General features: G+C 67.5%; 30 protein-coding genes. 16 read left to right on the top strand and 14 right to left on the bottom strand.

Features of this window, described 5'->3' with window-relative positions:
* Positions 1–26 precede the first annotated feature (26 nt).
* Positions 27–1,889 carry a monovalent cation:proton antiporter-2 (CPA2) family protein gene (locus ACW178_RS00240; RefSeq protein WP_191559162.1) on the top strand — a complete coding sequence of 621 codons (1,863 nt, stop codon included), beginning with the start codon at positions 27–29 and terminating at the stop codon, positions 1,887–1,889.
* 3 nt (positions 1,890–1,892) lie between these two features.
* Here the strand turns inward: ACW178_RS00240 and ACW178_RS00235 are convergent, their stop codons facing one another.
* Entirely contained in the window at positions 1,893–2,531 is a 639-nt protein-coding gene (locus ACW178_RS00235) for a DUF4168 domain-containing protein (RefSeq protein ID WP_224762319.1), read from the bottom strand.
* Between the two features lie 214 nt (positions 2,532–2,745).
* On the opposite strand from ACW178_RS00235, the gene ACW178_RS00230 reads away from it, so the two are divergent.
* The 3 genes from ACW178_RS00230 (at position 2,746) to ACW178_RS00220 (ending at position 5,048) form a co-directional block, all read left to right on the top strand.
* Positions 2,746–3,765, top strand: coding sequence for a phospholipase C/P1 nuclease family protein (locus ACW178_RS00230; RefSeq protein ID WP_191559161.1), 1,020 nt, complete (start codon positions 2,746–2,748; stop codon positions 3,763–3,765).
* Between the two features lie 168 nt (positions 3,766–3,933).
* Positions 3,934–4,728 (top strand): RNA methyltransferase, encoded by a 795-nt coding sequence (locus ACW178_RS00225; RefSeq protein WP_191559160.1) that lies wholly within the window; start codon positions 3,934–3,936, stop codon positions 4,726–4,728.
* Complete coding sequence (locus ACW178_RS00220) at positions 4,725–5,048, top strand: YnfA family protein (protein ID WP_054763955.1); 324 nt, start codon at positions 4,725–4,727, stop codon at positions 5,046–5,048. Before ACW178_RS00225 ends, ACW178_RS00220 begins: the two co-directional genes overlap by 4 nt.
* 75 nt (positions 5,049–5,123) lie before the next feature.
* Here ACW178_RS00220 and ACW178_RS00215 read toward each other — a convergent pair whose 3' ends face one another.
* Entirely contained in the window at positions 5,124–5,954 is an 831-nt protein-coding gene (locus tag ACW178_RS00215; RefSeq protein ID WP_492024747.1) for a hypothetical protein, read from the bottom strand.
* 372 nt (positions 5,955–6,326) lie between these two features.
* Here ACW178_RS00215 and ACW178_RS00210 point away from each other — a divergent pair, with 372 nt between their 5' ends.
* Positions 6,327–6,884: an OmpA family protein gene (locus ACW178_RS00210; protein ID WP_182714212.1), complete on the top strand. Its 558-nt coding sequence runs from the start codon at positions 6,327–6,329 to the stop codon at positions 6,882–6,884.
* 54 nt (positions 6,885–6,938) lie between these two features.
* Here the strand turns inward: ACW178_RS00210 and cobB are convergent, their stop codons facing one another.
* Positions 6,939–7,649 carry a Sir2 family NAD+-dependent deacetylase gene (gene cobB / locus ACW178_RS00205; RefSeq protein ID WP_191558489.1) on the bottom strand — a complete coding sequence of 237 codons (711 nt, stop codon included), beginning with the start codon at positions 7,647–7,649 and terminating at the stop codon, positions 6,939–6,941.
* A 212-nt stretch (positions 7,650–7,861) separates the two neighbouring features.
* Here cobB and ACW178_RS00200 point away from each other — a divergent pair, with 212 nt between their 5' ends.
* The 7 genes from ACW178_RS00200 to ACW178_RS00170 all read left to right on the top strand — a co-directional run bounded on the left by ACW178_RS00200 (position 7,862) and on the right by ACW178_RS00170 (position 11,911).
* Positions 7,862–8,968: an S-(hydroxymethyl)glutathione dehydrogenase/class III alcohol dehydrogenase gene (locus tag ACW178_RS00200; RefSeq protein ID WP_182714210.1), complete on the top strand. Its 1,107-nt coding sequence runs from the start codon at positions 7,862–7,864 to the stop codon at positions 8,966–8,968.
* 17 nt (positions 8,969–8,985) lie between these two features.
* Positions 8,986–9,369 carry a VOC family protein gene (locus ACW178_RS00195; protein WP_228185268.1) on the top strand — a complete coding sequence of 128 codons (384 nt, stop codon included), beginning with the start codon at positions 8,986–8,988 and terminating at the stop codon, positions 9,367–9,369.
* Positions 9,370–9,420: 51 nt separating this feature from the next.
* Complete coding sequence (locus ACW178_RS00190; protein ID WP_182714208.1) at positions 9,421–9,648, top strand: FitA-like ribbon-helix-helix domain-containing protein; 228 nt, start codon at positions 9,421–9,423, stop codon at positions 9,646–9,648.
* Entirely contained in the window at positions 9,645–10,067 is a 423-nt protein-coding gene (locus ACW178_RS00185; protein ID WP_182714207.1) for a type II toxin-antitoxin system VapC family toxin, read from the top strand. Before ACW178_RS00190 ends, ACW178_RS00185 begins: the two co-directional genes overlap by 4 nt.
* The gene (gene fghA, locus ACW178_RS00180) at positions 10,064–10,918 is read left to right on the top strand and encodes an S-formylglutathione hydrolase (RefSeq protein WP_287105283.1); all 855 of its coding nucleotides are present in this window, start codon (positions 10,064–10,066) and stop codon (positions 10,916–10,918) included. Before ACW178_RS00185 ends, fghA begins: the two co-directional genes overlap by 4 nt.
* 42 nt (positions 10,919–10,960) lie before the next feature.
* Positions 10,961–11,185, top strand: a complete 225-nt coding sequence (locus tag ACW178_RS00175) for a hypothetical protein (protein ID WP_152948871.1) — start codon at positions 10,961–10,963, stop codon at positions 11,183–11,185.
* Positions 11,186–11,293: 108 nt separating this feature from the next.
* Positions 11,294–11,911 (top strand): superoxide dismutase, encoded by a 618-nt coding sequence (locus ACW178_RS00170; protein ID WP_287105285.1) that lies wholly within the window; start codon positions 11,294–11,296, stop codon positions 11,909–11,911.
* A gap of 60 nt (positions 11,912–11,971) precedes the next feature.
* Here the strand turns inward: ACW178_RS00170 and ACW178_RS00165 are convergent, their stop codons facing one another.
* Positions 11,972–12,187 carry a hypothetical protein gene (locus ACW178_RS00165; protein ID WP_054763945.1) on the bottom strand — a complete coding sequence of 72 codons (216 nt, stop codon included), beginning with the start codon at positions 12,185–12,187 and terminating at the stop codon, positions 11,972–11,974.
* Between the two features lie 247 nt (positions 12,188–12,434).
* On the opposite strand from ACW178_RS00165, the gene rpsD reads away from it, so the two are divergent.
* Together rpsD and ACW178_RS00155 are read left to right on the top strand one after the other, a co-directional pair.
* On the top strand, positions 12,435–13,052 hold the full coding sequence (rpsD, locus tag ACW178_RS00160; protein ID WP_054763944.1) for a 30S ribosomal protein S4: 618 nt from the start codon (positions 12,435–12,437) through the stop codon (positions 13,050–13,052).
* A 210-nt stretch (positions 13,053–13,262) separates the two neighbouring features.
* On the top strand, positions 13,263–13,631 hold the full coding sequence (locus ACW178_RS00155; protein WP_182714204.1) for a hypothetical protein: 369 nt from the start codon (positions 13,263–13,265) through the stop codon (positions 13,629–13,631).
* 7 nt (positions 13,632–13,638) lie between these two features.
* Here the strand turns inward: ACW178_RS00155 and ACW178_RS00150 are convergent, their stop codons facing one another.
* Positions 13,639–14,736, bottom strand: a complete 1,098-nt coding sequence (locus ACW178_RS00150; RefSeq protein ID WP_054763943.1) for an NADH:flavin oxidoreductase/NADH oxidase — start codon at positions 14,734–14,736, stop codon at positions 13,639–13,641.
* A 269-nt stretch (positions 14,737–15,005) separates the two neighbouring features.
* Here ACW178_RS00150 and ACW178_RS00145 point away from each other — a divergent pair, with 269 nt between their 5' ends.
* Positions 15,006–15,386: a hypothetical protein gene (locus ACW178_RS00145; protein ID WP_054763942.1), complete on the top strand. Its 381-nt coding sequence runs from the start codon at positions 15,006–15,008 to the stop codon at positions 15,384–15,386.
* On the opposite strand, the gene ACW178_RS00140 is transcribed toward ACW178_RS00145, so the two are convergent.
* The 9 genes from ACW178_RS00140 to map form a co-directional block, all read right to left on the bottom strand.
* Complete coding sequence (locus ACW178_RS00140) at positions 15,370–15,825, bottom strand: acyl-CoA thioesterase (RefSeq protein WP_182714202.1); 456 nt, start codon at positions 15,823–15,825, stop codon at positions 15,370–15,372. The two genes, ACW178_RS00145 and ACW178_RS00140, sit on opposite strands and share 17 nt — an antisense overlap.
* Positions 15,825–16,187 carry a Grx4 family monothiol glutaredoxin gene (grxD, locus tag ACW178_RS00135; protein ID WP_054763940.1) on the bottom strand — a complete coding sequence of 121 codons (363 nt, stop codon included), beginning with the start codon at positions 16,185–16,187 and terminating at the stop codon, positions 15,825–15,827. Before grxD ends, ACW178_RS00140 begins: the two co-directional genes overlap by 1 nt.
* 89 nt (positions 16,188–16,276) lie before the next feature.
* Positions 16,277–17,164, bottom strand: coding sequence for an aldo-keto reductase family protein (locus ACW178_RS00130; protein WP_191558486.1), 888 nt, complete (start codon positions 17,162–17,164; stop codon positions 16,277–16,279).
* A gap of 4 nt (positions 17,165–17,168) precedes the next feature.
* The gene (locus ACW178_RS00125) at positions 17,169–17,411 is read right to left on the bottom strand and encodes a BolA/IbaG family iron-sulfur metabolism protein (protein WP_054763938.1); all 243 of its coding nucleotides are present in this window, start codon (positions 17,409–17,411) and stop codon (positions 17,169–17,171) included.
* Between the two features lie 74 nt (positions 17,412–17,485).
* A complete protein-coding gene (locus ACW178_RS00120; protein ID WP_191558485.1) occupies positions 17,486–18,046 on the bottom strand; it encodes a GNAT family N-acetyltransferase in 561 nt (186 codons plus the stop codon).
* Positions 18,043–19,047, bottom strand: coding sequence for a glycosylasparaginase (locus tag ACW178_RS00115; protein WP_191558484.1), 1,005 nt, complete (start codon positions 19,045–19,047; stop codon positions 18,043–18,045). Before ACW178_RS00115 ends, ACW178_RS00120 begins: the two co-directional genes overlap by 4 nt.
* Positions 19,047–19,793 (bottom strand): RadC family protein, encoded by a 747-nt coding sequence (radC, locus tag ACW178_RS00110; RefSeq protein WP_191558483.1) that lies wholly within the window; start codon positions 19,791–19,793, stop codon positions 19,047–19,049. Before radC ends, ACW178_RS00115 begins: the two co-directional genes overlap by 1 nt.
* Positions 19,793–20,122 carry a hypothetical protein gene (locus ACW178_RS00105; RefSeq protein WP_054763880.1) on the bottom strand — a complete coding sequence of 110 codons (330 nt, stop codon included), beginning with the start codon at positions 20,120–20,122 and terminating at the stop codon, positions 19,793–19,795. Before ACW178_RS00105 ends, radC begins: the two co-directional genes overlap by 1 nt.
* Before the next feature lie 249 nt (positions 20,123–20,371).
* A complete protein-coding gene (gene map / locus ACW178_RS00100; protein ID WP_191558482.1) occupies positions 20,372–21,190 on the bottom strand; it encodes a type I methionyl aminopeptidase in 819 nt (272 codons plus the stop codon).
* Between the two features lie 320 nt (positions 21,191–21,510).
* Between map and ACW178_RS00095 the strand changes: the two genes are divergently transcribed.
* The gene (locus ACW178_RS00095) at positions 21,511–22,887 is read left to right on the top strand and encodes an OmpP1/FadL family transporter (protein WP_492024746.1); all 1,377 of its coding nucleotides are present in this window, start codon (positions 21,511–21,513) and stop codon (positions 22,885–22,887) included.
* Positions 22,888–22,961 lie beyond the last annotated feature (74 nt).

The following is a 22,961-nucleotide window of genomic DNA, read 5'->3' as shown; positions in this document are numbered from 1 at the left end:
TGGAGGCTGAGCTTCAAGGGTGCAGCATGGCCGAGCCGGCGTCGGGATTGGATTTGGGGGCGGCGGCGGCGCTGCTGGCGGCGGGGGTGATCGCCGTGCCCGTGTTCAAACGGGTCGGCCTGGGCTCGGTGCTGGGCTATCTGGCGGCGGGCCTGGCCATCGGTCCGTTCGGCCTGAAGCTGTTCCGCGAGCCCGAGACCATTCTGCACGTCGCCGAGTTCGGCGTGGTCATCTTCCTGTTCATCATCGGCCTGGAGATGCGGCCCAAACGCCTGTGGGGACTGAGGAAAGAGATTTTCGGCCTGGGCGCGGCCCAGGTGCTGTTCTGCGGCTTCATTCTGACTCTCACTGCCATGCTGGCGGGCTTCTCCGCCCCCGTCGCCTTCGTCGGGGCCATGGGGTTCGTCCTGTCCTCCACCGCCGTCATCATGCAGATGCTGGAAGAGCGCGGCGCGATCGCGGGCGGACCGGGCCAGCGCGCGGTCTCCATCCTGCTGCTCGAAGACCTCGCCATCGTGCCGCTTCTGGCCGTCGTCGCCGTCCTGGCCTCGATCCTGGGCGTGGCGAACGAACAGGCGCCGCCCCTGTGGCAGACCGTCGGCTTTGCGGTGGCGGCGGTCGGCGGGGTGCTGCTGGCCGGCAAATATCTGGTCAATCCGATCTTCCGTCTTCTGGCGCGCTACGGCGGGCGCGAGGTGATGACGGCTGCGGCCCTGCTGGTCGTCGTCGGCGCCGCCTGGGCCATGTCCCTGGGCGGTCTGTCGATGGCCATGGGCGCCTTCCTGGCGGGGGTCCTGCTGTCGGAATCCAGCTTCCGCCATCAGCTGGAAGCGGATGTGGAGCCGTTCCGGGCCATTCTGCTGGGCCTGTTCTTCCTCAGCGTCGGCATGTCGCTGGACCTGTCGGTGGTGGTCGCCGACTGGCGTCTGGTCGTCGGCGGCGTGGTCGCCTTCATGGCGGTGAAGGCTCTGGGCATCTATGCCGTCGCCCGCCTGTTCAAGGCTTCGCACCATGAGGCGGTGGAACGCGCGGCCCTGTTCGCCCAGGGCGGCGAGTTCGCCTTCGTCCTATATGGCGCGGCGGTGACGGCCGGTTTGTTCGACGCCCAGGTCGGGGCCATGATGTCGGCCATCGTCATCCTGTCTATGGCCCTGACGCCGCTGACCAGTCTGCTGACCCAGCGTCTCCTGCCCAAGCCGACCGTGTCGGCCGAAGATGCGGACGGCGTGGAATTCGCCAAGGATCTGCGCGGCCAGGTGCTGATCATCGGCTTCGGCCGTTTCGCCCAGGTGGTGTCCCAGCCCCTTCTGGCCCGCGACGTGGACGTCTCGATCATCGAAAACGACGTCGAGATGATCCAGGCGGCCTCCCAGTTCGGGTTCAAGGTCTACTACGGCGACGGCGCCCAGCTGCATACGCTGCGGGCGTCCGGCGCCGATGAGGCCGAGATCGTCCTGGTCTGCGTGGACAAGCCCGAGGTCGCCGATCGGATCGTCGAACTGGTCAAGTCCGAGTTCCCGACCACCAAGATCATGGCCCGCGCCTTCGACCGGGGCCATTCGATGCGGCTGATCCAGGCCGGAGTGGACTATCAGATCCGCGAGACCTTCGAATCCGCCCTGAAGTTCGGTGAACGCGCCCTGGTCGAACTGGGTATGGACGAGCATGAGGCGGCCGAGACCATCGGCGACGTGCGCCGCCGCGACGAAGCACGGCTGGACCTGCAACTGACCGGCGGCATTACGGCGGGCCGCCAGCTGATGCGCGGAAACATGCCGACGCCGCAGCCGGCCCCCTATATCAAGCCGCGCCGCGAGGGCCGGCTGTTGAACGAGGACGAGGCGGGTCCGTCCGTCCCGGCGGCCGAGGACGAACCCGTCGCATCCTGAGCCCTATTGGGCGGCCTGATAGCGGGCGCCGATCAGTTCGGCCCGGGCGCGCAGCCCCGCATCTTGGGACACTGCGGCGGCGATGGCGTTGAAACGGTCCACGGCCAGGCCCGAGCCTTGGACGGCGGCGGTCAGCTGGGCGCTCTGTTCCGGCGTGGCCTGGCCGTTCTGCACAGTGGCGGTGACGGCGCGGATCTTCTCCATGGCCTGGACGAACTGGGTCAGTTCGGCCTCGCTCACCCCGGCGGCGACGGAGCCGGGGACGGGCGGCGGCGCCTTCATGGCCCTGATCCGGGCGTCGATCACCGGATTGTCCGCAGCGGCGCGCGAAATGGCGTTGAAGCGCACGACCTCAAGCCCTGACTCCTGAACCGCAGCGGCCATTTCCGCCTGCTGTTCCGGCGTCGGCTGGGCGCCGTTCAGGGTGTCGCTGACGGCGCGGACGCGGGTGATGGCCGCGTCGTATTTGCGCAGTTCTTCGTCGGTGAAGGTCGAAGGATCGTTCGGATCGGCCGGGGCCGCCTGGGTCGGCGTCGTCTGGCCGGCGGGTTGATAGGGCGTGGCGGTTTGGGCCTGGGCGCCTGCGGCCGTCAGAAGGGCGGCGGCGGAGACGAGAAGGGCGAGGCGGGGCGCGCGCAACATGCGTGGTCCTTTCGATCTGGCGTCCACGAAAGCCGTCATCGACGACGACGACGCAATCACGTCGTCGCTCGCCCGCGACTGTGGAGCCTGAAAGGGACAAGAAGGCGGGGAGCCCGCTTAACCTAGGCGTTCGCGCCACGATCGCCACCCCGTCGGGCTGGAGAGCCGATCAAGGATGCGTTAGACGGTCGTGATCTGCGCAAGGATCACCCGTATGAAACGTCTCGCCATCGCCGCCCTGGCGGTCCTCGCCGTCGCCGTCCCCGCCGTCCAGGTCGACGCCTGGGGCAATACGGGGCACCGGCTGATCGGGGTGGCGGCGATGCGGGCCCTGCCGGACGACCTGCCCGCCTTTCTGAAGACCCCCGGCGCCGTCGCCGACGTCGGCGAACTGGCGCGCGAGCCCGACCGGTGGAAGGGCGCGGGCCAGCCGCATGACCGCGAGCGCGACACCGCCCACTTCATCGACCTGGACGATCAGGGGCGGGTCTTCGACCAGCGCGGCATGAGCTTGACCGCCCTGCCGCGTCTGAAGTCAGAGTATGACGCCGCCCTGACCCAGGCGGGTCTGGACGTCGACGACGCCGGCTATCTGCCCTACGCCATGATGGACGCCTGGCAGAACCTGGGCCGCGATTTCGCCTATTGGCGCGTGCTGAACGCCGCCGAAAAGCGCGAGACGAACATGGAGCGCCAGGCCTGGTACCGGGCCGACCGCATCCGCCGCGAGGCCCTGATCCTGCGCGACATCGGGGTGATGGGCCATTATGTCGGCGACGGCTCCCAGCCGCACCATACGACGATCCACTACAACGGCTGGGGCGATTTTCCGAACCCGGAAGGCTTCACCAATTCGCGCCAGACCCATGCCCTGTTCGAAGGCGCCTTCACCAGCCGCGTCGCCCGCCTGGACGCTGTCGAGGCCGCCATGCCCGCCGCCGATCTGACGGGTTTCGACGTCAAGGCGCGCACCGTCGCCTATCTGACGACGACGCTCGGCACGGTCGTTCCCTTCTACCGACTGGAGAAGGCGGGGGCCTTCCGCGACAGCGATCCGCGCGGCGCGGCCTTCGTCAACGAACGGCTGGCGGCGGGCGCGGCCGAGCTGCGCGACTTCATCGCCGCCGCCTGGACCGCCTCGGCCGACGCCTCCATCGGCTGGCCCGCCGTCAAGGTCGCCGAGGTCGAGGCCGGAACCGCCGATCCCTGGCTGGCCCTGGTCGGCGAGGACTGAACCTGGTTATCCGCTCATCCCGGCGAAAGCCGGGACCCAGACCTTTGGGCGCTTCGATCTTGAAAGCGGCGCTCGACCTTTCGTCCGACGCATTAAGGCGCCGTTGGAGATGCGAAAGCACTGGGTCCCGGCTTTCGCCGGGATGAGCGGAAAGAGTATGTGCATCGAATGTCCGACCTCACTCCCCCCGCCGTCATCCTCGACAAGCCGCAGATGGCCGAGAACATCGGCGCAGTGGCGCGGGTGATGGCGAACTTCGGCCTTGTCGATCTGCGTCTGGTCAGCCCCCGCGACGGCTGGCCGCAGGAGCGGGCCTGGGCCACGGCCTCGGGCGCCGACTGGGTTCTGGAGGGGGTGCGGGTGTTCGAGAGCGTCGCCGGGGCCATCGCCGATCTGAACACCGTCTTCGCCACCACCGCCCGCCCGCGCGAGACGCGCCAGCCGGTCCGCACCCCGCGCGAGGCCGGCCGCGTCCTCTATGACGACACGGCCTCGGGCCTGAAGACCGGTCTGCTGTTCGGCGGCGAGCGCGCCGGTCTGGAGACGACCGACATCGCCCTGTGCGCCGGCATCGTCACCATTCCGATCGACCCCAAGCACCATTCGCTGAACCTGGCCCAGGCGGTGGCGATCAACGCCTATGAGTGGCGCACCCTGATCCTGGACGCCCCGCCGCCCCGTTTCCGCGAGGCTGAGCCGCCGGCGTCGAACGACCTGCTGATCGGCATGTACGAACATCTGGAGGAGGAGCTGGAGAACGGCGGCTTCTTCTATCCGCCCGAGAAGAAGCGCTCGATGAGCCAGAACCTGCGCGTCATGCTGGGCCGCGCCGCCTTCTCCGAACAGGAGGTCGCCACCATGCGCGGCGCCATCCACGCCTTGGCTCGGGGGCGAGGCCGGGTGCTGGCCAAGCTGGCGGCCGAGCGGGCGGCGAAAGCTGAGAAGCCGGAAACGCCCGAGTGAAGGCGTTGCTGATCTACCCGCTGGCGGCGCTGGCGGAGATCGGTGGCTGCTTCGCCTTCTGGGCCTGGCTGAAGCTGGATCGCTCGCCGCTGTGGCTGGCGCCGGGTCTGGTCTGTCTGATTGCCTTCGCCTGGCTGCTGACCCTGGTTCCCAGCGATGCGGCGGGCCGGGCCTTCGCCGCCTATGGAGGGGTCTATATCTGCGCCTCTCTGGTCTGGATGGCGATGGTCGAAAAGACGACGCCCGACCGCTGGGATATGATCGGCGCGGCGGTCTGTCTGGTCGGGGCGGGGATCATCCTGTTCGGACCGCGCGGCTAACCTGTTCTTCTTTCGTCATCTCCCGGTCTGCGCCGCGAAGGCGAGGCTTGCCGGAGGATGACGAAAGAAAAATCGTTAGCCCGCCCCCAACAGGTCCGACCAGCGCCAGCTGCCCTTGCCCAGGGCGATCCGCGCCCCTTCGGCGCCGTCCTCCAGCGTCAGCACGGCCAGGCCCGTCATCCGCTGGTTTCGGCACTCGGCCGGCGCGAAGGCGACCTCCAGCGCAATGGCCTGGCGCACCCCGGCCAGACCCTTGCCGGTCTGGTTGCGGCTTTGCAGCCAGTCGCCGTTCCAGACCAGCATGGCCCGGCCGGCGGCGTTCATCTCCCGGCTGGCGGCGATGACGGCGCGACGCACGGCGGCGTCGTCGCGCACGGCGTCCTGGACCCAGCGCACCATGTCGCAGGACCCGCCGCCGGAGCCTGGGCCTGATCCCGTCCCGCCGTTCCCGCCCCCGCCGCCGCCTCCATCGCCGCCCCCTCCGCCCGGACCGGCGCCGACCGTCGCGGCGCCCGCCAGCTGGGCTGCGCCCAACAGGGGCAGGGGCGGTCCCGGCGGGGCGGGGGCGGCGGGCAGGGGTTCGATATCGGGCGGAAGCCGGTCGACGATCTTGCGCGGCCGCGCCGCCGCGACCGCTGGGGGCGCGCGTCGCGGGGCGGGTTTGGCCGGGGCGGGCGTCTCGGCCGCCGCAGCCGGGGCGTCCGGCGTCGGGGAAGGGTCCGGCGCGGGGACGCGCGCGGGCGGCGGCGGCGGCGGGGCGACCAGTTCGACCAGGATCGCCGGCTCCGGCGTCGGCCGGGCCGGCGGCTCGGGTCGCACGGCCGTCATCATCAGCACCAGGGCCGCATGGCCGACCACCACAGGCGCGACCGCCAGGGCCCGTCGCCGTCTCGCCGCGGGGCTCAATCGCTGATCCGTGATGCGATGTGAGACGTCGTTCGCATGGTCATTCGCGACGAACCCCTGTAAAAAATCACCACCGCCTGTTGAAAACATTCAGTCGCGTCAGGAAGGTGGCGAGGGCGCGAATACAACTGGTCGCTGTCCAAGATCAGCGATAGTCCAGAGGGTCCGCCATACGGCGAAGCCTGCTGGCGGGCCAACGTAACAACGCACCTTCTGGTTCCGTTTTAAGCTGAAAATCGTGCAGATCGAGCCGAGATGGAACGGCTAAGCTGACATTTTGCCGCCTAAAGCGCGTCATTACTCCGCCTTGTCGCCTACCGCAGTTTCATCTGGCGCATGAACTGGGCGTGGCGCCCCCAGCAAGAAGGAGACATGAACTTGAGCAGATCGAAACTCAGGACGGCGGTCCTCGGCGGCGCCCTCGTCGCGATGGGCTTCGCGGCCAGCGGCTGCGCCAGCCATCGTTTCGTGCGTGATCAGGTCGAGGTGGTGGACAACCGGGTGACCCAGGTCGAGGGCACGGCGGGCCAGGCCCTGCAACGGGCCAATGACGCCCACAAGCTGGCGGAAGGCAAGTTCCTCTATCAGGTCGTCCTGTCCGACGATTCCGTGAAGTTCCCGACCGACGCCGCCGCCCTGTCGCCCGAGGCGGAGCAACGTCTGGCCCAGTTCGCCCAGCGTCTGCAAAGCGAGAACCGCAACGTCTATCTGGAGATCCAGGGCTATACCGACTCCACCGGCACGCCCGAGCACAACGACCAGCTGGGCGAGCAGCGGGCCGAGGCCGTGCGCCGCTTCCTGAACCGCCAGGGCGTGGCCCTGAACCGGATGTCGACCATCTCCTATGGTCAGGAAGAGCCGGTGGCCTCCAACGACACCCCCGAAGGCCGGGCGCAGAACCGGCGCGTCACCATCGTCGTCCTGGCCTGATCAGGCTTGATCCAGAGATCGACGGCCGCAGCGATGCGGCCGTCGTTTTCAGCTCTATAGGTCGCGGAAGAAGGCCGGCACGGCCTCGGTCGCAGGACCATAGACCCCCTCGTCGAACAGGCGCGCGCCTTGCGTCGGCTCCAGATTGATCTCGACCGTCCGTGCGCCGGCGTAGCGCGCCGACTGCACGAAGCCCGCCGCCGGATAGACCGCCCCCGACGTGCCGATGGAGACGAACAGGTCGCAGGCCGCCAGCGCCGCCTCGATCCGCTCCATCTGCAGCGGCATCTCCCCGAACCAGACGATATGGGGCCGCATCCGCCCTTGCGGATGATGCGGGGAAGGCTCGTCCGCCGCCATGTCCCCTGCCCAGTCCATCACCACGCCCGAGCGGGTGCAGCGCGCCTTCAGCAGTTCGCCGTGCATATGGATAAGCTCGAACCCGGCGGCGGGCGGCGTCTCGGCATGGGCCCGGTCGTGCAGATCGTCGACGTTCTGCGTGACCAGCAGGAAATCCCCCTCCCACCGCGCGGCCAGCTCCGCTAGGGCGACATGGGCCGCATTGGGCCGGACCTCCGCCAACTGCCGCCGTCGCTGATTGTAGAAGTCCTGCACCAGGGCGGGGTTCGCCGCATATCCCTCCGGCGTCGCCACCTCTTCCACCCTGTGCCCGCACCACAGGCCGTCTGACGCCCGAAACGTGGGCACGCCGCTCTCGGCCGATATGCCGGCTCCGGTCAGGACGACGAGGTTGCGATGGGTCATGACCCTGATTAGCGCGTTCGACGCCGACGGTCAGCCTGCGTCCGATCTTGGCGTGGTTGCGCGATAGACATCGAATGTCGCGCGCACTTGCGAGTAAATCTCAAGAATCTGCACGAAAGTGCACTCAAAAAATCTGAGTGGCGTTTTCGGCGCGGGGCTAGCGTCGGCGGCGCCCCTCGTGACACACAGGCGCAAACCAAGGAGCCCCCGCCATGAAAACCCGCGCCGCCGTCGCCTTCGAAGCCAAGAAGCCGCTCGAGATCGTCGAGGTCGATCTGGAGGGGCCGCGCGCCGGCGAGGTGCTGATCGAGATCAAGGCCACCGGCATCTGCCACACCGACGCCTATACGCTGGACGGTCTGGACTCCGAGGGCATCTTCCCCTCGATCCTGGGGCATGAGGGCGCGGGCGTGGTGGTCGAGGTGGGGCCGGGCGTGACCTCGGTCGCCGTCGGCGACCACGTGATCCCGCTCTACACGCCCGAGTGCCGCCAGTGTAAGTCGTGCCTGTCGCGCAAGACCAATCTCTGCACCTCGATCCGCGCCACCCAGGGCAAGGGTCTGATGCCCGACGGCACCAGCCGCTTCAGCTACAAGGGTCAGGCCATCGCCCACTATATGGGTTGCTCGACCTTCTCCAACTTCACCGTCCTGCCCGAGATCGCGGTGGCGAAGATCCGCAAGGACGCCCCCTTCGACAAGGCCTGCTATGTCGGCTGCGGCGTGACCACCGGCGTCGGGGCGGTGGTCAATACGGCCAAGGTCGAGCCGGGCGCCAACGCCGTGGTCTTCGGCCTGGGCGGCATCGGCCTGAACGTCATCCAGGGGCTGAAGATGGTCGGCGCCGACATGATCGTGGGCGTGGACATCAACCCCGACAAGGAAGAGTGGGGCCGTCGGTTCGGCATGACCCATTTCGTCAATCCGAAAGAGGTCTCCGACGTGGTCGCCCATCTGGTCGAACTGACCGGCGGCGGCGCCGACTACACCTTCGACTGCACCGGCAACACCGTGGTCATGCGCCAGGCCCTGGAAGCCTGCCACCGCGGCTGGGGCGAGAGCATCATCATCGGCGTGGCCGAGGCGGGCAAGGAGATCGCCACCCGCCCGTTCCAGCTGGTCACCGGCCGGGTCTGGCGCGGCTCCGCCTTCGGCGGGGCGCGCGGCCGCACCGACACGCCCAAGATCGTCGACTGGTACATGGACGGCAAGATCGAGATCGACCCGATGATCACCCACACCCTGCCGCTGGAGCGCATCAACGAGGCCTTCGACCTGATGCACGCCGGAGAGAGCATCCGGTCGGTGGTGGTGTTCTAGTTCAGGGAGAGAGACGCATGTTCACCCACGTCACTGTCGGCGCCAACGATGTCGAGGCGTCGCGCCGCTTCTATGACGCCGCGCTCGGCGCGCTGGGCGTCGACGCCGCTCAGGGGCCTGATCCGAAGGGCCGCTACTGGTGGCGCACGGCCCATGGGGCCTTCGCCGTGGGCAAGCCGATCGACGGCGAACCGGCCTGTCACGCCAACGGCGGCACCATCGGCTTTGCGGCCAAGGATAAGGCGGCGGCCGACGCCTTCCACGCCGCGGGCGTGGCGGCCGGCGGAACCGCGATCGAAGACCCGCCCGGCCTGCGCCAGGGGACGTTCGGCAAGCTGTATCTGGCCTATCTGCGCGATCCGTCGGGCAACAAGATCTGCGCCGTGCACCGGGTCGGCTGAACGGCCTGGGTGAGGCGTTGGCGTCGTGATAGCGCTATGCTATCATGACTTATGGCTCAGGTTCTGGTTCGCGATCTCGACGACCATATCGTCGCCCGTCTCAAGATGATGGCGAAGGCGGAGAACATTTCCCTAGAGCAGAAGTTCAGGGACATGGCCGCGCGCGAGGCCATGGACGTCGAGGCGCGGTTCGAGGCGGCTTCTCGACGATCCCGCGAGCAAACGCGAGGCTCAGCGCTCGACTCCACGGCTCTGATCCGCGAAGACCGCGATCTGTGAGCGCTGTCTTCGACGCCAGCGTCGTCGTCAAATGGTTCATCGACGATCCGCTGGCTGACGCCGCGATCGAGGCGCGCCAAATACACGGCCCGGCCGTTGCGCCGGACCTGATGCTGATGGAAGCGGCCAATGTCTTTCGTCGCTATGTCGTTCGTGGCGAATTGCAGGCGTCGTCCGCGACAGAGAATTTGTCCATCCTTCGGCAGGTCGTCGATCTGACCGATCACCGAGCGCTGATTTCGGAAGCCTTCACCTTAGCCTGCGACCTCAACCATTCCATGATCGACTGCCTTTATGCCGTGACGGCGCGACGGCAGGGGCTGGCGCTCATCACCGCCGATGGCAAGCTCGCTCGCAAACTGGGCGCCGTCAATGACATGGATGTTCGTCTCCTGAGCCTGCCGGAAAGCGTCGCATGACCCTCCAAACCACCAAGACCCACATCGTCCATGGCGGCACGCTCCGCTATCTGAAACACGACAGCGCGGCCACGGGCACGCCCATGACCCTGTCGGTCTTCGTTCCGGGCGGGGAGGGGCCGTTCGCGGTCCTGATCTGGCTGTCGGGCCTGACCTGCACCGAGGATAATTTCACCACCAAGGCCGGCGCCTACCGGGCCGCCGCCGAGCACGGCCTCATCATCGTCGCGCCGGACACCAGCCCGCGCGGCCCCGATCTTGAGGGAAGAGGCGTCGCCGACGACCCAGCCTATGACCTGGGCCAGGGGGCGGGCTTCTACGTCGATGCGACCCAGGACCCCTGGGCGCCGCATTTCCGCATGGAAACCTATGTCACGGACGAACTGATCGCCCTGATCGACGCGGAGTTCCCGACCACCGGCGTCCGGTCGATCAGCGGCCATTCCATGGGCGGCCACGGCGCCCTGACCCTGGCGCTGCGCCATCCGGACCTGTTCCGTTCGGTCTCCGCCTTCGCCCCCATCTGTTCGCCGACGCGCTGCCCCTGGGGCGAAAAGGCCTTCACCGCCTATCTGGGCGAGGACCGGGCCGAATGGGACCGCCACGACGCCGCCAGGCTGATCGAGGCCGGCGCCGCGCGTGGTGTCTATGACGACATACTGGTGGACCAGGGCGGCGCCGACAGCTTCCTGACCGACCAGCTGAAGCCCGAACTGCTGCGCGCGGCCGCCGAGGCCGCAGGCCAGGGCCTGACCCTGCGGCTGCAGCCCGGCTATGACCACTCCTACTTCTTCATGACCAGCTTCATCGCCGACCACATCGCCTTCCACGCCGCGCGGCTGAGGGGTTAAGGCGCGCTGTCCCCGCTCGGCGCCCGGTGCTAGAGGGACGGCATGAACGCCCCCGATCCCTATGAGCCGATGTTTTCCGCCCTGTGCCGCGAGGTGGGCTTTTGCCTGCATGAGAAGGGGCAAAAGCGCGTGATCGCCGCCCTGCCGGGCGGGCTGGACGCCGCCGTGCGGGCGGTCCTCGCTGCGGAAGGGGTGGACGAGCCCAATGCGCCGGGCGATCTGAAGCGGGCGGTGCGCGACTGTCTGAAGTCCAACTTGCCAGCTTGACCGTTCCCGGCCGATAAGTCGGAACGAATCCAGGCGTCGTCGCTTGGGTTTCACGAACGGGCGCCTAGATGAGGCGTATCGGAAATCTGTCGCGAGAGGAAACTCCCCATGGCCTTCACCCTGCCCCCGCTGCCCTATGCCTATGACGCGCTGGAGCCGGCCATCGACAAGGAGACGATGACCTTCCACCATGACAAGCACCACCAGACCTATGTCGACAATCTGAACAAGGCGGTCGACGCCGACGCCTCGCTTCAGAACAAGACTCTGGAAGAGATCTTCACCAGCATCTCGACCGCGCCCAAGGCCGTGCGCAACAACGGCGGCGGTCACTGGAACCACAGCCTGTTCTGGGAACTGCTGGCCCCGGCGGGTCAGACGGGCGAACCCTCGGCCGAGCTGGCCGCCGCCATCGACCGCGACCTGGGCGGCATGGACAAGTTCAAGGAAGACTTCAACGCCGCCGGCGCCGCCCAGTTCGGCTCGGGCTGGGCCTGGCTGATCGTGCAGAACGGCAAGCTGAAGATCACCTCCACCCCGAACCAGGACAATCCGCTGATGGATGTGGTCGAGGAGCGGGGCGAGGTCGTTCTGGGCGCCGACGTCTGGGAACACGCCTATTATCTGAAGTACCAGAATCGCCGCGCCGACTATCTGAAGTCGTTCTGGACGGTGGTGAACTGGAATAAGGTCAACGAACTGTACGCCACCGCGGTCGCCCAATAACGGCGGGCTTAGGCAAGCCGAACGAACACCCGCCGGAGAGACCTCCGGCGGGTGTTTTCGTCAGATGGGCAGGCCGTCGCGCAGCCGGTCGTTCATCCGCTCGGCGTGATGGCGGCGCACGGTGCGGCGCTGGCGCAGCAGGTCGTGGATGCCGTCGGCCAGATCCAGCAGCTGGTGGTCGCTGAGCGGCTCGACCAGATCAACCAGTCGGCGCTTCAGCGTCTCGAACCCGCGGTCGGACAGGCCGGCCTGAAAGCGCGGGGCGTCGGTTCGCATTTCAATCCTCCCTTCTCCTCGGCGGTCTGCGTCGGAACAGGAAAGAAGCGAGGCCCAGCTTGGTTCCCCGCCATCGTGCTTAACGGCCTGTCTGACTTGACTCGGACGGCCTGCATGGCCATAAGCGCCGCCTTCCACGCCTCGGTTCGCCGCAGGCGGGATTCATGACGGAAGATGCGTGGACCGCCGTTGAGATCGCATCCCCAATTCAGGGGACGCCGGGCCGCATCGTCGAAAAGAGAATAGAATGTCCAAGCGCCACAGCGCCAAATACAAGATCGACCGCGCCATGGGTGAAAACCTGTGGGGTCGCGCCAAGTCTCCGGTCAACAAGCGTTCCTACGGTCCCGGTCAGCACGGCCAACGCCGCAAGTCCAAGGTCTCTGACTTCGGCCTGCAACTGAAGGCCAAGCAGAAGCTGAAGGGCTACTACGGCAACATCACCGAAAAGCAGTTCGCCAAGACCTATGACGAGGCTGCTCGCCGCAAGGGCAACACCTCGGAAAACCTGATCGGCCTGCTGGAATCGCGCCTGGACGCCATCGTCTATCGCGCCAAGTTCGTGCCCACCGTCTGGGCCGCCCGCCAGTTCGTCAGCCACGGCCACGTCCTGGTCAACGGCAAGAAGGTCGACATCGGCTCCTATCGCGTGAAGCCCGACGACGTCGTCTCGGTGAAGGAAAAGTCGCGCAACATGGCCCTGGTGCTGGAAGCCCAGCAGTCGTCGGAACGCGACGTGCCGGACTATCTGGAACTGTCGGACCGTTCGTTCGCCGTCCGCTACGTCCGCGTGCCGGAACTGTCGGACGTGCCCTACGCCGTCAAGATGGAACCGAACCTGGTCGTCGAATACTACGCTTCGTAAGCGGAGCTTACGAAGCTTTCTTCAAGGGGGCTATCGCCCTTCGGGCTACTTGAGCCCCTTGGTCGTCCCTTTGAAGTGTTCAGTTTGGAGGGCCTCGGATTCGTCCGGGGCCTTTCGCCTTTTATGCTGTTCCCTCAAGGAGCGAACAGGCGCATTCTCGGCCGGTTCAGGCTTTGAGGCAGGGGAGGTCGTCCGTTGCACGACTCCATCATGAAACGCTTGGCTTTGATCGCCGCCGCATCGGCGAGCTTGGCCGCCTGTGCGGGCGGTCTCGACGGGCCGACCGTCTCGACCGTCGGCATGCCCGGCGCCCTGGAGCCGATCCATGCAGCGGCCTTCACCAAGGACCAGGCGGTCTTCTGGGTCAGCTCCAACGGCTGCACCCGCAAGGAGGATCTGATCCCCATCGTCAGCATCAAGGGCGGGGACGCGATCATCACCCTGCGCCGGATCGATGAGGACACCTGCGACAAGCCCTCGATCCGCGGTGTCGAGCTGAAATGGTCGTTCGAGGAGTTGGGCCTGGCGCCCGGCTCCCCCGTCAGCGTCAACAATCCCTATCAGCTGCCCCAGACCTGATCGGCCCTCAGCGGCCGTATCCGGGCCAGTGGGCCTTGCCGGCGCGTTCGTACTGGGGCGGCAGACCTTCGTCCTGACCCAGGGCGACGGCGGCGTGATGGGCCCAGTTGGGATCGTCGAGCACGGCGCGGGCCACCGCGATCAGATCGGCCTGTCCCGAGGCGACGATCGCCTCGGCCTGGTGGGGATCGAAGATCATGCCCACGGCCATGACGCTGGCCTGGGGCGCCGCCTGTTTGACCGCCTCGGCGAAGCGGACCTGATAGCCGGGCTGGTCGCCGGGGATCGGGGCGCGGGGGACGTTGCCGCCCGAGGACAGGTGCAGATAGTCGTAACCCAAGCCGTGCAGCGCCTGGCCGAAGGCGACGGCCTCCTCCAGCGCCACGCCGCCCTCGACCCAGTCCGAACCGTTGAAGCGCGCGCCCAGGGCCTTGGTCCGAGGCCAGGCCTCGCGCAAGGCCTTTGCGACGCGCAGGGGAAAGCGCGCCCGGTTCTCGGCCGAGCCGCCGTAGGCGTCGGTGCGGCGGTTCGACAGGGGTGACAGGAATTCGCTCAGCAGATAGCCATGGGCGGCGTGCAGTTCGACCAGGTCGAAGCCTGCCTGGTCCGCCCGGCGCGCCGCCGCCTCGAAGGCGGCGACCACATGGTTCATGTCGGCCTCGGTCATCTCCAACGGGGTATGCCAATCCTCGCGGAAGGGCAGGGCCGAGGGGCCGTAGGTGGTCCAGGCTCCGTCCTCGGCCGCCAGAGGGCCGCCCCCCTTCCACGGCGCGGCGGTCGAGGCCTTGCGTCCCGCATGGCCCAGCTGAATCCCGATCGGAGTGTCGCAATAGGTCCGCACGCCGCGAAGGATGTCGGCGAAGGCCTGGGCCTGTTCGTCGTTCCACAGGCCGACGTCGTCCGGGGTGATGCGGCCCTCGGGCGTGACGCCCGTCGCCTCGATGATGACCAGGCCGGCGCCGGACAGGGCCAGCCGGCCGATGTGCTGGTGGTGCCAGGGCTGGGGCGCGCCGTCGATCGCGGAATACTGGCACATGGGCGCCACGACGATGCGATTGCGCAGGGTCAGGGGGCCGAGGGCGTGAGGCGAGAAGAGGCGGCTCATGGCGGGCAGGTCCGGTGGGCGGCGACTGCAACTATGTCTGTTTCGAAGCGGATCAAGCCCGACCTTTCCGATTGTTCACCTGGCTTGCCGAAAATTCACGTGTGTGGCGGCGGTGAGCGCGTCACAAAAGGCTCAAGCTTCAACTGGGGAACACCAATGCTTCGTCTCGCTCTCGCCATCGCCATCGCCGCCCCGCTGCTGTCGGGCTGCATCATCGTTTCGACCGAAAAGCCGACCACCCGGGTCATCACCACCCCGGCGTCCGACCAATGATGCGGGGGCTGCGTATCCTGGCGGTCGGCGCCCTGGCCGCACCGCTGCTGGCCGGCTGCGTCATCTATGACAGCGAGGCCGGCGAGAATGTCTCGGTCAACGTCTCGCGCAAGGACGGGCCTCCGGCCGAGGCCATTCGCGAGGCCCGCTTCGCCGACGGCGCCCTGGTGGCGCGGGTCGATTCCAACGGCTGCACCCAGGCGTCGGATTTCGAAGTGTCGATCGCCGACAATGATCCGACCGAAATCACCCTGCGCCGGACCAAACAGGACCTGTGCAAGGCCCTGGTTCCCGACGGGGTCGAACTGCGCTGGACCTATGCCGAACTGGGTCTGGAGCCGGGAACCCCGGCCCGCATCGTCAATCCGCTGAAATAGCCGTCGCCTCGGTCGTCGTCGAAAAGACGGCGACCATCGGCGGGGGGATGCGGTGCGGCCTCAAGGTGGCGGCGTCCACCAGGCACCATTCGGACACGCCCTGGGCGCACAGCCGGCCCTGGCCGTCCTCGATCCGGACATAGCGGTTGAACCGCGGCCCCTGGGGATCGCCGACCCAGGTCCGGGCTGCGACGCCGGTCGCATTCGGCTCTATGGCCCGCAGATAGTCGATCTCGTGCCGCAGGGCGACCCAGGACCAGCGCGCCCGCGTCTCTTCGTCGAACCGGGCGTTCCAGTGGGCCGTGCCCACGTCCTGAAGCCAGCCGACATAGACCACATTGTTCACATGGCCGTTGGCGTCGATATGGTCGGGTCGGACCTCCAGCGGGACGACGAAGACCTCACGATCCTCGCGCGGCGTCAGGGTGGGACGCGCCATCAGGCCTCGCCCGCGCCCCCGTCCAGAGCCACGCCCTTTTCGGCCATCAGGGCCTGAAGCTCGCCGGCCTGGAACATCTCGCGCACGATGTCCGAGCCGCCGACGAATTCGCCCTTCACATAAAGCTGGGGAATGGTGGGCCAGTCGGTGAAGGTCTTGACGCCTTCGCGCAGGGCCTCGTCCTGCAAGACGTCGACGCCGACGAAGGGCGCGCCCACATGGTCGAGAATCTGCACGGCCAGGGACGAGAAGCCGCAGCGCGGCTGGTCCGGCGTGCCCTTCATGAACAGGACGACGTCGTGCTGGCTCACGGTGTCGCTGATGAAGGCGTGGACGGGGTCGGCGGAAACGGTGTCGGTCACGGGAGAAGCCTTTCGCGAAGACCGTCAGCTAGGGAGAGGGGACCGCCGGGTCAAGGCGCGGCGAACCGACGCGGTTCTGACGCGGCCCGTCAGGCCGCGGCCGAGGCGGCGACGCGACCCATTTCGATCTGGGCGGCCAGGGACGGCGGCAGATCGCGCTCGGGCGTCTCGGCCAAGATCCGCAGATGGTCGGGGTCGGTGGCGCGCACGATGACGCTGGAGATCGTCGTCTCAGTCAGCACATAGCCCAGGCAGATGGACTCGGCCGACCAGCCGGGGGTGCGATACAGAAAGCCGAAGGCGTCCGGTCCGCCAGAACGTTGCGGCGGCTTGGGCGCGCCCAGACCGAACAGGCCCTTTTTGGCGACGGTCTCTGGGCCGCGCGGCCGGGCGCGACGGTCGGTGTAGAAGTCATAGGCGATGACGGCCATGTCCTGTTCGCGTGCGGCGCGCAGGCGGTTGCGCCGCTTCCAGTCAGCATTGATGTCGAACGGCGTCGCCAGGGCGTCGAAGGCGCCGGTGGAGATATAGGCGTCCATGACGTCGCCCGAACCCGCCACGCCCAGCAGTTTGACGCGGTCGGCCGCCCGCGCCGCCTTCAGAGCGTTCAGCGCCTGTTGCGACAGTTCGTGTTCCCCCGGTTCCTGCAGGATGGCGATGTCGATCCACCCCAGGCGCGAGAAGTGCAGCACGCGATCCAGGGCGGCGGTCATGGCTTCGGCCGAAAAGTCGCGGTCGGCGCCCAGGGTCAGGGCCACGCACACCAGTTTGCGGTCCACGTGGGACAGGGCTTCACCCAGAATCTCGGCCAGAACGGAATCGGCGGTCTCCAGCCGATAGGCGTTGATGCCCGCCTCAAGCGCCGAGTAGAGCAGGTCCAGCGCCGCTTCGCGTCCCCGCGCCAGGCAGCCGGGGCCGAAGCTGAGCGTCAGATTGGAAATCGCCGCGCCCGAGGCGCCGAAGGGACGATAGCGCATCCGATCACCCCTTGTCGGACGGGGCTGAGGTTTCCAGGGCCAGGGCGTGCAGGGCGCCGCCCATCTGTCCCTTCAGGGCGGCGTAGACCAACTGATGCTGGCGCACGCGCGCCAGGCCCGCAAAGGCGTTGGAAACGATGCGGGCGCGATAATGATCGCCGTCCCCGGCGAGGTCTTCGATGGCGATTTCCGCGTCGGGAAAGGCGTCGATCAGATGCCGACGCAAGGTTTCGACGGACATGGGCATGGGCGGGCCTTCGATCTGGTCGCGTCAGACTGCCCCATAAACCTTAACGACGGACTACGGCGGGGCCGGTTCGGTCAGCCTGCACCCGGTTCGCGCTCAGTTCGCGCCCAGTTCGCACCCCCGGGTCGTTCGAACAGCTGAACCGGCTCGTCCCTATAGGTGGTGCGCCGATAGGGGCGGTAGCCGACCCGCTCGGCCAGGCGAACGGAGGCCGGATTGTCGGGCGAAATCATGCACAGGGTCCGCGCCGCCCTCAGATGGGCGTCGGCCCAGGCCAGGGCCGCCTCCAGGGCCTCTTTCGCAAAGCCCCGTCCCTGGAAGGCGGGCGCCAGGCCCCAGCCCAGTTCCGGATCGTCGATCGGCGGATCGATCAGCCGTCGATGATCCAGGATCGAGACATTGCCCACATAGGCGCCGCCTTCGACCAGGCGGATCGTCCAACTGCCGTAGCCCCTTACGCCCCATTGGCCCAGGTCGCGCAGCAGGCGGAACCAGACCTCCTCGGTGGTCATGGGACGGCCGGTGATGTGGCGCGTAAAGTCCGCATCGGCCCAGAGGGCTTGCAGGTCCTCAAGGTCGGCCAGATCGACCGGCGTCAGCACCAGCCGTTGGGTGTTCAGGGTCGGCCGGTTCATCCGAACAGGCTTTCGGCGTTCAAGATTTCGGTCGCCCCGTCGGCGCGTGTGACGGCGTAGGTGAAGCCGGGCTGAAGGGCGAAGGCCCCGACGCGCCCCGCCTTGGTCAGGGCCAGAAGCCCGACCTGGGCCTCGGCGACGGCCTGCCCCCGCAGCCGGGCGATCCGTTCGATCGTCTGCCGACAGGCGGTCGCCGGGTCCATTCCGTGACGCATGGCCTCGACCACGGCGTGGGCGCCGCAGACCCGCAGCACCTCTTCACCCACCCCGGTCGCCGTGGCGGCGCCGACCTCGCCGTCGACGAACAGACCGGCGCCCACGATCGGACTGTCGCCCACGCGGCCCCGCATCTTGAACGCCATGCCGGAGGTGGTGCAGGCCCCGGCCATGCGGCCGGTCGCGTCGCGGCCCAGGACGCCGATGGTGTCATGATCCAGAACCCCGCCGGCGCCGGCCCGGCGCCAGTCGTCGTTCTCGCTGTTGGCGCGCGGGGCGTAGCGGGCGGTCTTCAGCCATTCGCGCCAGGCGGCCTCGGCCTGGGGCGTCAGCAAATTCGTCGTCTCAAACCCTTCTGACAGGGCGAAGTCCCGCGCGCCGGCCCCGACCAGGATGACGTGCGGGGTCTTCTCCATCACACGGCGCGCGACCGAGACGGCGTGAACCACGTCCTCAAGGGCGCAGACGGCGCCCAGACCGCCGGCGTCGTCCATGATCACGGCGTCCAGGGTCACATGGCCGTCCCTGTCCGGATAGCCGCCCAGGCCGACCGAGGCGTTGGTCGGGTCCGCCTCGGGCACGCGGGCCGCCGCCTCGACCATGTCCAGGGCCGAGCCGCCGCTCTGGCGCACCCTCCAGCCTTCGGCGTTGGCCGCCGCGCCGAAGTCCCAGGTCGAGGCCATGACGACGGGCGCCGCTTCGGCCAAGGCCGATCCAGCGGCTGCGGCCCCCGCAGCGGCGAGTCCGGACGCGGCGATCAGGCTGCGGCGCGACAGATTGATCATCACATCAGACCCAGTTGCTTGAAGCTGGCCACCCCTTCGCGGCCGACGACCAGATGGTCGTGAACCTCGACATTAAGGGCGCGGCCGGCCTGCACAACCTGTTTGGTGATCTCGATGTCGGCGCGGCTGGGCGTCGGGTCGCCGGAAGGGTGGTTGTGCACCAGAATCAGGGCGCTGGCCGACAGCTCCAGGGCGCGACGCACCACTTCGCGCGGATAGACCGGCGCGTGATCCACCGTGCCCCTGTTCTGGACCTCATCCAGGATCAGCTGGTTCTTCTTGTCCAGGTAGAGGACGCGGAACTGCTCGCGCGGCTCGTGCTGCAAGGCCACGCGCACATAGGCCAGAAGGGCGCTCCAGGACGAGATGACGGGCCGTTTCGCCGTCGGCTCGCGCGCGATCCGCCGCGTCACGTCGAAGATCAGCTGAAGGTCCAGCGCCACCGCCCGCGTCGCCTTGCCGGGCGCATAGCCCAGGGAACGCGCCACCTGATCCTCGACCGCCTCGTGGCTGGCGGCGCCGATGCCCTCCAGCCCGCCGAACCGCGCCAGCAGATCCTTGGCCAGCGGCTTGGTGTCCTTATAGGGCACGCTGCGGAACAGCAGCAGTTCCAGCAGCTCATAGTCGGGCAGGGCGCCCAGACCACCCTTGGCGGCCCGCTCGCGCAGCCGGTCGCGATGACCGCTGTGGCGCGGCGACGACTTGGTTCGGCCCGGCGCCCCGGCCGCTTCGTCCGTCTCCGACATCAGGGCTTGGTCTGCTCGGGGCCGAACTCCAGCCCCGCAGGCCAACGCGGCCACCGCGGGGGAAGGGGCGCGTCCGTCGGGGGCGGCGACTGGTCGTGATGGCTCAGATAGCGTGTTCCATCCATCCGCGTGGCCGCCATTCCGACGCGGCCCTCTTCATCCGCAAAAACAGGGATGAGCATCCAGCCGCCCGACCAATCTGCGGCGCCCGCATGGTCGCTCGGCGCCCCGCGGCTCAGATAGGCGCCCCCCCGCGCCTTCAGCCCGCAGGCGGGGTCGTCCTCAGCGTAGGCGACGCAATGGGTCAGCGGGGCGTTCGAGGCGGACACCCAACAGCTGAACCAAGCCTTTGTCTCCAAAGGAACGCATCGCCGAGCAGCCGTCTGGCGATCGTCGGCGGGTCGGTCTCGCTCGACCTCAGACCTGTCGGCCGAAGCGCAACCGAGCGTTAGAAGAAACAAGCCGGCGGCGGCGTAAGGCGTCTTCATCGTCGTGCTCTTCGGTTGTGCGGCGGCAACCTAGCGTCACGACATCGAAGAGGATAGAGCCTGTGCGCAGGCGGCGTGGCTCTCGCCCGCTCAGTTCGGGCGGAACAGTCCTGCCGGAGAGGCGGTGAAGATTTCCAGCCCGTCTTCCGTCACCCCGATGGTGTGTTCGCACTGGGCCGACAGGGACTTGTCGCGGGTCACGGCGGTCCAGCCGTCGGACAGGACCTTCACATGGGGTTTGCCCAGGTTCACCATCGGCTCGACGGTGAAGAACATGCCGGCCTTCAGCACGGCGCCCTCGCCCTTCCTGCCATAGTGCAGGACGTTGGGGCTGTCGTGGAAGACGCGGCCGATGCCGTGGCCGCAGAAGTCGCGCACCACGCTCATCCGCTGGGCCTCGACGAACTTCTGGATGGCGAAGCCGATGTCGCCGAACGTATTGCCCGGCTTGACCTGCTCCAGGCCCAGCTCCAGCGACTGATAGGTGACGTCGATCAGCTTCTTGGCCCGGGCATTGATCTCGCCCACCGCATACATGCGGCTGGAATCGCCGTGCCAGCCGTCGACGATGACGGTGTGGTCGATGTTGACGATGTCGCCCTCTTTCAGAACCTTGTCGCCGGGGATGCCGTGGCAGACGACGTGGTTGATTGAGGTGCAGACGGTCTTCTCATAGCCCTTGTAGCCCAGGCAGGCGGGCAGGCCCCCGTGGTCCAGGGTGAATTCGCGGATCAGGTCGTCGATCGCGCCCGTCGTGACGCCCGGCTTCACATGGGCCGTGATCATGTCCAACGCCTCGGCCACCAGACGCCCGGCCTTGCGCATGCCTTCGAAATCCTCCGCCTGATGGATGCGGATGGCGCTGGAGCGGACCAGGGCGTCGGTTTCCAGTTCGGGCGTTTCGTACATGGGGCTCTATTCGGCGACGGAAGCGGCTTCAGATGGCGATCCTATCACGGATACGCAAGGCGAATGTGGGGCGGTCAAGGATTCCTTCCGTTGCGGAAAGAATGACTGTGTATTGCGCGACACTGTCGTTCATCCGAATGAACCTGCCCCGGCGTAACCTCTCGCCGGTGTGATCATGTGGGCTTTTTCAGACACAGTTTCGCCCGTTTCCGGGCGGAGACCCGCCACGCATGCAACGTTTTCCTGACGAAAGCGCTGCCGTGCGATCGACCTCCCCGAATACCCACCGCCGCTTAAATGGCGGGGGCTGAACTATAGGAATGGCTTTTATGACTCCCAGGAATTTCGCCCGCGTGGGCGGCATTGCGCTGACGACCGCCCTGCTGGCCGGCGTCGCCGCTCCGGCCATGGCCGGCTCCTTCTACGTCCAGGAACAATCGACCCGCGCCCAGGGCCGCGCCAACGCCGGCGTCGGCGCCGACAAGGGCGTCCAGTCGCTGTGGTGGAACCCGGCCGCCATCGCCGGAACCCAGCGTGAACTCTATGTCGGCATGCACGGCCTGGTCCTGGATTCCGACGTCGACAACACCGGCTCCACGCTCAGCTACAACCTGCCTGCCCCGACGCCGCCGTTCCCGGCCGGCACCATCCTCAGCGGCTCAACCGTTGTGGCTGGCGACCCGCATGTCCACGACGTCGTCGAAAGCGGCATCGTGCCGAACTTCGCCGTCTCCATGCCGATCGGCGACCGCTTCAACGTCGGTCTGGCCGTCCAGGCGCCCTACAACTTCACCACCAAATACGAACAGCCCGACTTCGCCCGCTACGACGCCCTGACGTCGGAACTGCGTTCGGCCAACGTCAGCCTGGTCGCCGCCATGACGGTCACTGACTGGCTGGACATCGGCGCCGGCTTCGACGCCCAGTACGCCAAGGCGACTCTTTCGTCGGCGCTGCCGAACCTGCCGACCGTTGCTGGCGTTGCACCGCTGGTGCTGATCCCCTCGGCCACCGACGGCCGCAACCAGCTCGAAGGCGACGGTTGGGATTACGGATGGAACGCCGGCGCCCAGATGCACTTCGGCAAGCTGGACCTGGGTCTGTCGTATCGCTCCAAGATCGAGCACGAACTGGAAGGCTCGGTGAACATCTCCGGCCTGACTGGCGCATTGGCTGCGGCAAACGTCTCGGCCGACGGCCAAGCCAGCTTCAACACACCCTGGTACGCCACCGTCTCGGCCCGCTACGCTGTCAACGATCGTCTGACGCTGAACGCCCAGGTCAACCAGATCGGCTGGAGCGAGTTTGACGCTATCCGCGTGACCTATGGCGCGAACGGCCGTTCGACCATCGTTCAGGACTATGACGACGTCACCACTGGCGCCATCGGCTTCGACTACAAGATCGACCCCTCGATGACCTTCCGCGCCGGCCTGGGCTACGACCCGACCCCGACCTCGGACGATCACCGCACCGCCCGTATTCCGGACGGCGACCGCTGGCTTTACGCCGCTGGTCTGTCCAAGACGATTGGCGCCATGACCTTCGACGGCGCCGTGACCTATATCGACATCGACACGGCCACGATCAACGACACGCGCGACGTCTATGGCAACGGCCTGGTCGTCTCGAACCTGCGGGGCGAGGCCAAGGGTTCGGGCGTCGGCTTCTCGCTGGGCGCGACCTGGAACTTCTAAGTCGGTTCAGCCCCGGCTGACATGACAACGGCGGCGCCTGCAAAGGCGCCGCCGTTTTTCTTTCCAGACCCTCT

This window comes from Brevundimonas sp. AVps4, from assembly GCF_058681525.1.
This window is presented reverse-complemented; position numbering and strand designations above follow the sequence as displayed.

Coding starts and splice junctions, on each gene's coding strand:
- ACW178_RS00210 (WP_182714212.1), top strand. CDS start 6,327: ATGAACTTGAGCAGATCGAAACTCAGGACGGCGGTCCTCGGCGGCGCC.
- ACW178_RS00170 (WP_287105285.1), top strand. CDS start 11,294: ATGGCCTTCACCCTGCCCCCGCTGCCCTATGCCTATGACGCGCTGGAG.
- rpsD (WP_054763944.1), top strand. CDS start 12,435: ATGTCCAAGCGCCACAGCGCCAAATACAAGATCGACCGCGCCATGGGT.
- ACW178_RS00120 (WP_191558485.1), bottom strand. CDS start 18,046: ATGAACCGGCCGACCCTGAACACCCAACGGCTGGTGCTGACGCCGGTC.
- fghA (WP_287105283.1), top strand. CDS start 10,064: ATGACCCTCCAAACCACCAAGACCCACATCGTCCATGGCGGCACGCTC.
- ACW178_RS00175 (WP_152948871.1), top strand. CDS start 10,961: ATGAACGCCCCCGATCCCTATGAGCCGATGTTTTCCGCCCTGTGCCGC.
- ACW178_RS00115 (WP_191558484.1), bottom strand. CDS start 19,047: ATGATCAATCTGTCGCGCCGCAGCCTGATCGCCGCGTCCGGACTCGCC.
- ACW178_RS00200 (WP_182714210.1), top strand. CDS start 7,862: ATGAAAACCCGCGCCGCCGTCGCCTTCGAAGCCAAGAAGCCGCTCGAG.
- ACW178_RS00140 (WP_182714202.1), bottom strand. CDS start 15,825: ATGGCGCGTCCCACCCTGACGCCGCGCGAGGATCGTGAGGTCTTCGTC.
- ACW178_RS00150 (WP_054763943.1), bottom strand. CDS start 14,736: ATGAGCCGCCTCTTCTCGCCTCACGCCCTCGGCCCCCTGACCCTGCGC.
- ACW178_RS00165 (WP_054763945.1), bottom strand. CDS start 12,187: ATGCGAACCGACGCCCCGCGCTTTCAGGCCGGCCTGTCCGACCGCGGG.
- ACW178_RS00125 (WP_054763938.1), bottom strand. CDS start 17,411: ATGCCCATGTCCGTCGAAACCTTGCGTCGGCATCTGATCGACGCCTTT.
- ACW178_RS00095 (WP_492024746.1), top strand. CDS start 21,511: ATGGCTTTTATGACTCCCAGGAATTTCGCCCGCGTGGGCGGCATTGCG.
- ACW178_RS00130 (WP_191558486.1), bottom strand. CDS start 17,164: ATGCGCTATCGTCCCTTCGGCGCCTCGGGCGCGGCGATTTCCAATCTG.
- map (WP_191558482.1), bottom strand. CDS start 21,190: ATGTACGAAACGCCCGAACTGGAAACCGACGCCCTGGTCCGCTCCAGC.
- ACW178_RS00195 (WP_228185268.1), top strand. CDS start 8,986: ATGTTCACCCACGTCACTGTCGGCGCCAACGATGTCGAGGCGTCGCGC.
- cobB (WP_191558489.1), bottom strand. CDS start 7,649: ATGACCCATCGCAACCTCGTCGTCCTGACCGGAGCCGGCATATCGGCC.
- radC (WP_191558483.1), bottom strand. CDS start 19,793: ATGTCGGAGACGGACGAAGCGGCCGGGGCGCCGGGCCGAACCAAGTCG.
- ACW178_RS00240 (WP_191559162.1), top strand. CDS start 27: ATGGCCGAGCCGGCGTCGGGATTGGATTTGGGGGCGGCGGCGGCGCTG.
- ACW178_RS00225 (WP_191559160.1), top strand. CDS start 3,934: ATGTCCGACCTCACTCCCCCCGCCGTCATCCTCGACAAGCCGCAGATG.
- ACW178_RS00190 (WP_182714208.1), top strand. CDS start 9,421: ATGGCTCAGGTTCTGGTTCGCGATCTCGACGACCATATCGTCGCCCGT.
- ACW178_RS00235 (WP_224762319.1), bottom strand. CDS start 2,531: ATGTTGCGCGCGCCCCGCCTCGCCCTTCTCGTCTCCGCCGCCGCCCTT.
- ACW178_RS00145 (WP_054763942.1), top strand. CDS start 15,006: ATGATGCGGGGGCTGCGTATCCTGGCGGTCGGCGCCCTGGCCGCACCG.
- ACW178_RS00230 (WP_191559161.1), top strand. CDS start 2,746: ATGAAACGTCTCGCCATCGCCGCCCTGGCGGTCCTCGCCGTCGCCGTC.
- ACW178_RS00155 (WP_182714204.1), top strand. CDS start 13,263: ATGAAACGCTTGGCTTTGATCGCCGCCGCATCGGCGAGCTTGGCCGCC.